This window comes from Methanobacterium sp. (genome assembly GCF_016217785.1).
GTDB lineage: Archaea > Methanobacteriota > Methanobacteria > Methanobacteriales > Methanobacteriaceae > Methanobacterium.
Map to the genome: position 1 here is coordinate 1 of NZ_JACRGA010000017.1, position 8,338 is coordinate 8,338.

Here is an 8,338-nt window from a genome sequence, read left to right on the forward strand (position 1 = left end):
GGAAGTTTACCAACCTATGTAACCATGAAACCATGGAGCGCTAATAACATACCCATACTATACACGCCTCCAGTTACTTTCACACCAGAACAGATCGTTGTTGCTGCTGTAGCGTTACAAAAAACCATAGAAACAACCAAAACCATACCAAATACTGTTACTGTAAATGGAATTACCATATACACTGCACACTTCCTGCACCTAGCCACACAAGACACCAACCAACTAAAAAACAACAATAACAACCCTATTTTACTACAAAATGATGAAAAACCAGGATACACTGAAGAATCACTCCGCACCGGTACCATGACCCTGGCAGATTATGTTGATTTCGCACAAAGAATCACCAACCACATGAATAACAATCATCAGGCACCACCTTACGGCTTCATCGGATTGGGAAAAATCAGTTATCAATCACAAGTCTATCTATTCACACGAATTTTAAGCATCTACAATAGCACAGGCAGCTTACCCTTATACGTAACTGTTAAACCATTTGCCACCTCGAATATTCCTATATTGTACACGCCTCCGGTTACTTTCACGCCGGAGCAGATTGTTACTGCTGCTGTAGCGTTACAAAAAACCATTGAAACAACCAAATCCATACCAAATACTGTTACTGTTAATGGAATCACTGTTTACACTGCTCAATTCCTGCATTTAGCTACGCAGGCTACTGTGCAATTAAAGAATAAGAGCAATAATCCTATTTTGCTGCAGAATGATGAAAAACCAGGATACACTGAAGAATCACTCCGCACCGGTACCATGACCCTGGCAGATTATGTTGATTTCGCACAAAGAATCACCAACCACATGAATGACAATCATCAGGCACCACCTTACGGCTTCATCGGATTGGGAAAAATCAGTTATCAATCACAAGTCTATCTATTCACACGAGTTCTAACTATCTACAACAGTACTGGGAGTCTACCCCCATCTATAGCTGTTAAATCATGGAGCACCAGTAATATACCCATACTGTACACACCACCAGTAACTTTCACACCAACACAAATAGCCATAGCATCTTTAGAATTAAAAAACATCATAGAAGCAACTAAAACCATACCTAATACCATAACCCTAAATGGAATTACCATATACACTGCACAATATCTTCACTTGGCAGTACAAGCCACTGCACAACTAAAAAACAAGAATAACAACCCTATTTTACTACAAAATGATGAAAAACCGGGTTACAACGAAGAATCTATGAATTCGGGAATCATGACCCTAGCCGACTACATAGACTTCGCACAGAGAATCAGCAACCACATGGACAACAACCACCAAGCACCACCCTACGGATATATAGGCCTCGGAAAAATTAGCTACCAATCACAAATCTACTTATATAGTCGTATTCTCGGATATTACAATTCAAATAATGTTCTACCCTCAAACATTGCTTTAAAACCATGGAGCAGTTCTAATATACCCACTACGGGAATCAACATCACTTTTAATTTAGATCAGGTGGCTGAAACTGCCACTCATGTGAAAAATAACTTTGAAATCTACAAGTCTCTACCGGAATCTGCTGAGGTTGCAGGTGTCTTGATAAATATTTCCCAATTTTTATATCTACTAACTTCAAGTGTGATGCAGATAAATAGTAGCCTTAATCAGCCCATCTTATTTGAAGAATTCTCATTGCCTTCAGCCAGTTATGAGCAGATGAACAGCGGATCCATGTTAAAAGTTGAATACATTGACTTTGCCAGTCGGATAATAAACTACATGAACACCAACAGACAGGCCCCATCTCATGGTCTTACCGGCCTCGGGAAAGTTAGTTTCCATTCACAAGTCTATATTTACAGCCAGATAATGGATTATTATAAAAATCACCAGCAATTACCTGCAGATGTTTATGTGAAAAGCTGGAAATCTATTAGTCTTTTGGGAAGTACTGATTATGGGGAAGTAGTAAAAATAGGACCCTACGGTAATCTTATGTCACCGGTTAAAATCGCGTATATTGTGGGAGTGCATCCCATTGAACAAGCTTCGCATCAGGCAATGACGGAATCCATCAGTGGCTATGATAATTCCCTAAACTACTGTTACTATATCTATAAGGTTACTGTGACCCGGGATGCTGGCGATTATGAAAAAGGTAGGATGAATGGTCAATTATTAGCCAATAAATTTGCAGTACCTGATATAATAAATCAAAGATTCCGACTAGCCATTGATATACATTCCAATGTAGGGAATTGGGCTTATACCCGATTCGTCTTTAGCCCGATTTCTGGAACTTCTTCCGAATCATTTGCTCGTAATATTAAAAATGGAATATCATGGTTGGCATACTTTTCACCACCCAGCCAAACAAGCCCATCATATATCACTGTTCCCCTAATACAGTCCGGCATCCCAGCCATACTTTATGAAACTTATACCTATGAAGATTATGGAACTACCAAAACCCATGCCAATGAATTTGCCCTGAAAGTGGATGGTATGTCCTATTAATTAACAGGATTAATTATCCAATAGTTTTAGGTTTTATTTTTACAGTTAATTAGCCATTTTTGGATGATCCATTAAGAACCAGTAGAAATGGATGATATTGTAACTATCAATACCTCCCTAGAAAACCTGCCCATTGCATAGATTGCACTTAGGGAAGAATTCAAAAATAGAAAATTAAAATAAAAGGAATTTAAAATCAAATTTCATTTAAATCATTGATAAACATTTCAATATGTTCCAGTTTCAAATGAGGCATAACAATGATCCTTATGGCCCTGGGGTATGATGCCAATGACACTGCCCAACCTTTAGCCTCAAGTCTTCGGGCAATTTCTTTTACTGGAATGTCAGGTGAATAAAATGGAACAATGTTCAGTTCTGGCGTAGTTGCCAGTTCAAATCCTGCTTCTTTAACACCTTCAGCCAGTTTATGGGTAATTTCCATGCAGTTAGTGGCAACTTCCCGGTATCCTTCCCGGCCCAGGTGTTTTAATAAGGCCCATGTAGCTGCTGTGGCTGCACCTGTGCGGGTGCCCACCACTGTGGACTGGAGATCCTCAGTGAGGTATGGTGTTTCAACAGCTATTGCTTCCAGGTACTCGTGTTTCCTGAAAAGAATTCCACCCGTGGGGATCGGGGCAAGACCCATCTTATGAGGGTCTATGGTTATGGATGAAACTCCAGGCAGGCTGAAATCGAATTCAGGTAAATCATATCCTGCTTCTTTCAGGAATGGTATGCTGTAACCACCAAAAGCAGCATCCACATGGAGATAGATATTTTGCTCCAGGCAAATTCTGGAAAGATCTTCTATTGGATCTATTTTCCCAAGTTCTGTGGTTCCTGCCACTCCCACAATGGCCACCGTATTATCTGAAATCAGTTCCTCCACTGAGGAGATATCCATCCGGTAATTCTCATCCAGGTCGGCCATTTTCAAATCCAGACATAGCATGTCTGCTGCTTTTTTGAAGGAGAAGTGTGCGGATCTAGGGACTATGATCTCAGGATGTTTCAAGTTTCTCGTGTTACGAGCAGCTCTCATGGCCATGAGGTTGGCTTCCGTTCCTCCTGTAATAACATGCCCATGGACGTCTTTTTTCCCCAGTAATCCGCCAAGCATGGCGATTACCTCATCTTCCAGGGCTTTGGTTCCTGGAAAGAGTCCTGGATCTCCCAGGTTCGATTCGAGAAACATGGAATAGGCCCTTACTCCAACAGGGTGGGGGCAGGTGCACATGGATCCCAGTATTCTGCCTGAACGATGTGTGAGGTCTTTTTCCTTGTATTTCCTGAGCATTTGGTATATCTGCTCTTTGGGTATTCCCTTGTCTTCCATTTCCATCCCTTAAAAAATAAATATATTCTTTAAAATAAAGTAAATAGTTTTAAAATAAAAAAATGTGAGGGGTTTATTCCTGCATCATCTTCCTGGCGGCTTTGAGGAGGAGTTTCTGCTCTACTCGGGCTACAGTTTCACGTACTGTAGCCACAGCATCGGTGTTGGCTGATACAGAGGTTATGCCCAGTTCCACCAGTTTTTCCACAATTGCAGGTATGCTTCCTGCCTGTCCACAGATACTGGTTTTTACCCCTGCCTTGTTACACTCCACAATGACCCTTTCAATGAGTTTTAAAACTGCAGGGTGGCTTTCGGTGTAAAGATCTGCCACATTTTCATTGTTTCGGTCGATGGCCAGAGTGTACTGGGTTAGATCGTTAGTTCCGAAACTTACAAAATCAATACCCTCGGCTATGAAGTCTTCAATGGTCAGTGCTGCGGCTGGTGTTTCCACCATGATCCCGAATTCAATATTTTTCTGGGGTTTAAGACCCGCTTTTCTTGCAACTTTTTTAGCCTCTCTTAACTCATCGGGGTGCTGTACCAGTGGTAACATGATTCCAATGTTAGTGTATCCCTGTTCGTGGAGTTTTTTAATGGCCTTGAATTCGGCCAGTAGAATTTCTGGTTCATCCAGTTCCCGGCGTATTCCTCTCCATCCCAGCATGGGGTTGTGTTCATATGGTTCGTTTTCTCCACCATCAAGTGATTGGAATTCATCGGTGGGGGCGTCCAGGGTACGGTACCATACTGGTTTAGGGTAGAAGCTGTCTGCTACTTTAAGTATGTTTTCCACCAGTACTCGGACCAGTTCTCCTTCATTACCTTCCTGGATGTATTTTTTGGGGTGCACTCCGGTGGTGAGCATCATGTGTTCGGTTCTGAGGAGTCCCACTCCATCTGCACCAGTTGCAGCGGCTTTTTTGGCTGCTTCGGACATACTCACGTTAACCTTAACCTCAGTGACTGTGAGGGGTGCTTGTAACACCACAGTGGGTTCCTGGGTTGTTTCCTGTTTCTTCTCGGTGTCCACCAGTTTTCCTTCCCATACCATTCCCTTGTTACCATCCAGGGTTACCTGGCTGTTTTCTGGAATGATTGATGTGGCATCGCCGGTTCCCACTACACAGGGTATTCCCAGTTCACGGGATACAATGGCTGCGTGGCAGGTTACTCCGCCTTCATCGGTGATAATTCCATTGGCCCTTTTCATTGCTGGTACCATGTCTGGAGTGGTCATCACCGTGACCAGAATGTCTCCTTCCTGGACCTTATCCAGTTCATCAGTGCTATTTATGATTTTAACTGTTCCTGCGGCCATTCCTGGACTGGCACCCAATCCTTTGGTGATTACGGTCCGTTCACCTCCTTCAAAAGTCGCTCCTTCTGCATTACCCATGTCGAGGGTGGTTACGGGTCTGGACTGTAGCATGAAGATTTTACCATTTTCAATGGCCCATTCTGTGTCCTGTGGAAACTGGTAGTGTTGCTGAATTTTCTTCCCCAGTTCAACCAGTTGTGCGAGTTCAGTTTCATTTAAAACCTGTTTGGTTTTAAGATCCTCAGGGACCGGTACCTGTACTGTCTGACCATTTTCGGATTTTTTCTGGAACATGGTCTTTTTCTCACTGACCTGTTTCTCCAGAATTTCACCGGTGGCTTTATCCATCCAGTAGGTGTCAGGGGTTACAGTTCCCGATACCACTCCTTCTCCCAAACCCCATGCTCCTTCTATGAGGATTTTTTCTTCTCCAGTGGAGGGGTGTACTGTAAACATTACACCAGCTTTCTCGGCATCCACCATTTCCTGAACCACGACTGCTATATACACCTTAGAGTGATCGAAGTTGTTTTCTTCCCGATAAAAAATAGCTCTGGCACCGAATAGAGAAGCCCAGCATTCCCGGACGTATTTTATCATATCTTCCGGACCTTTCACATTGAGATAGGTGTCCTGCTGGCCTGCGAAAGATGCTTCTGGAAGGTCCTCAGCAGTTGCGGATGATCTCACAGCAACAAAAGCGTTTTCTTTTCCTATACGATGACAAAGTGCATTGTATGCTTCAAGAATAATACTACTGATCTCAGCAGGTATTTCCGTCCCGATGATGATTTTTTTTATTTTCCGGGCTGATTCCTGAAGTTCTTTGTTGTTGTTAACATCCAGTGCATCAAGAATGTCCAGTATTTCCTGGGTGATTCCAGTTTCATCCATGAACTTCTGGTAGGTAGCTGATGTTATCACAAATCCCGGGGGAACTGGTATCCCTGCTTGGGTCAGTTCTCCCAGGTTAGCTCCCTTTCCACCAGCTATGTCCACATCTTCCTTTTTTAGTTCCTCGAAAAATTCGACATACTCCATGCTCATACACCACTCAGGATTTTATTGAGATTAATTGGTTTAATTCTATTTATTTAACTAATTCTGCTCCTTCATCAATGACTATCCTACAAGAGACTGGGAATTTCATAGCAGCTCTTCTGAGGGCTTCTTTAGCGTCAATGAAATTCTTCTTGTTGGTTTTTATAGTTAAAACCCTCTGATTTGCTTTCACCAGGGCCACGGAGCTTACTGGTTTTCCGAAAGCTTTCCTCATACCGTCCTGAACACGGTCTGCACCAGCACCAGTGGCCATGGGGTTTTCCCTGACTATGTGGTGTGGGTAAACCCTTATCTTCAAATGGTAACCCATCCTACCTGATTTTCGTTGCATGTACCGGTTGGTGGCTATCCTGGCAGCTTCCAGGGCATTATGCGATAGCTGGGCCTTTTCTTTGAGAGCCAAGCTCACTGTTAAAGGAAATTCTCCAGAGAGGTTTCCCATGTCATATTGAACAATTCTGGAACCCGGAATTTTACGTATGTAATCTTTTCTAGTGTATGCTCTTACCATCTAATATTCCTCCTTATATAAATGTTATTTAAAGCCTTGAACACAATATTAAAGCTATAAATGTTATTTCTCGGCCTGGAATGGTAAATATGATATCAATCAACCAGGGTAGAAATCAATAGTACAATTAGTTTGGAGAATTATAATATATAAAATGATCAATGAGTAACTCATCCTTTTATATAAAGCCTCAAGTTGTCTAATTGAAATTAAAATATAAATAATTCATTGTAAATAATTCATATATATAATATATAATTTTTTTCTTTACCTATTTTTTGGTTAACATATCTTTATTGATCTAATAGGTGAATAAGTAATTTTGATTAGCTGATTGCAATTAGAATTAGTGATTAAATAATTAATTTTTTTCTCATACATAGCCTAATTAAAAATAAACAGTACATAATGATAACTTAGGGAGCTAATTGTTAGGGAGCGTAATTGTTATAGTTTAATAATATTCGTCAATTTTTAAACATTGCCATTAGCTCAGTTTAGGATTATATGAGAATATAATCAAATTTAAAGGTTAAATATTGATTAAATGAGGGTTAAAATATAGTTGGAGTAATGCATTCCCCATAAAGGTCTTTTTATCCTGTAATATTCTTGAAGTGCTAAATTTAGTCAGTAATGAGTCTTAGATCGGAGAGTGGTTATCCGCGTACTATTCCTCAACGCTGCCAATCATAATGGAAGAGTGATTTAATCTGAATTTCGATTGATTATCTGTTTCAGCAATATAGATACCATTAAGACATTTTAATAAGATTTTATAGAGTCTATTATGGCATAAAACGTTTTAATTGGAGTTTAATTTTAAAAAAAGCCCAAGGAGAAGGCAGATCAGAACAATGCAAATTTTATCCCATTTAAGGATGTCCTAAAAAGAAAAAATGACTCTAAGATAGTTTGTTTATTGTTTTTAAATCAAAAATTTTATATATTATGCTATTTTGATTTTAATAAGTGTCCAAATGATTCCCAAAAGACTTCAAAAAGCGATTTCTTGGGAATTGTAATTCCAGATGATCATATACATTTATAAGATCATTTTGGACACGGAGGCGATAAAATTAAGCGAAAATTGTCTTTAGCTATGCTTTTATTATGTTTTACCGCACTGCTAACTGTCAATGGCATATACGCCACCGACGAAAATCAAAACATTAGTAACATCAGCGAAAACACGACTATCCAAATCAGTAACAGCACTACTGCAAGTGTCAGTGAAACAAGTATAGATGAAAACATTTCAAGTGGAAATGACACTGCGAACAATGCTAACAATGTGAATGCTAACAATGTGAACAATGTAGCAGAGAACGAAATTGGAAACAATACTACTGAGGATGTTACCAGCACCCCCAGTAACCAAACTGGTGCAGCAGGTTCGGATACCATTGCTGGTTCTAATTTTACCATTGAAGAAATCCTGGAAGCAGCAGAAACTATCAAAAAATACATCGAAGCCAACAAAGCATTACCCACAACAGTAACCATAGGAACAACCAAACTAAACATGGCACAATTCCTATACCTAGCCACAACAGCAACCACACTACTAAACAACGGAAAACCAACCACCACAACCATAAACGTA

The 8,338-nt window shown here is 40.4% G+C and carries 5 protein-coding genes; 2 read left to right on the plus strand and 3 right to left on the minus strand.

Annotation, left to right across the window (positions count from 1 at the left end):
* Nucleotides 1-2,496: hypothetical protein (locus tag HY987_RS07475; RefSeq protein WP_292757172.1), on the plus strand; the 2,496-nt coding region annotated here is incomplete at its 5' end.
* 196 nt (nt 2,497-2,692) lie between these two features.
* Here HY987_RS07475 and mfnA read toward each other — a convergent pair.
* The 3 genes from mfnA to rplJ form a co-directional block, all read right to left on the minus strand.
* Nucleotides 2,693-3,835: a tyrosine decarboxylase MfnA gene (gene mfnA, locus HY987_RS07480; RefSeq protein ID WP_292757174.1), complete on the minus strand. Its 1,143-nt coding sequence runs from the start codon at nt 3,833-3,835 to the stop codon at nt 2,693-2,695.
* Nucleotides 3,836-3,908: 73 nt separating this feature from the next.
* A complete protein-coding gene (gene ppsA / locus HY987_RS07485) occupies nt 3,909-6,200 on the minus strand; it encodes a phosphoenolpyruvate synthase (RefSeq protein ID WP_292757176.1) in 2,292 nt (763 codons plus the stop codon).
* 49 nt (nt 6,201-6,249) lie between these two features.
* Nucleotides 6,250-6,732, minus strand: a complete 483-nt coding sequence (rplJ, locus tag HY987_RS07490) for a 50S ribosomal protein L16 (protein ID WP_292757178.1) — start codon at nt 6,730-6,732, stop codon at nt 6,250-6,252.
* A gap of 1,102 nt (nt 6,733-7,834) precedes the next feature.
* Between rplJ and HY987_RS07495 the strand changes: the two genes are divergently transcribed.
* On the plus strand, nt 7,835-8,338 hold a 504-nt coding region (locus HY987_RS07495; protein WP_292757180.1), incomplete at its 3' end, for a pseudomurein-binding repeat-containing protein.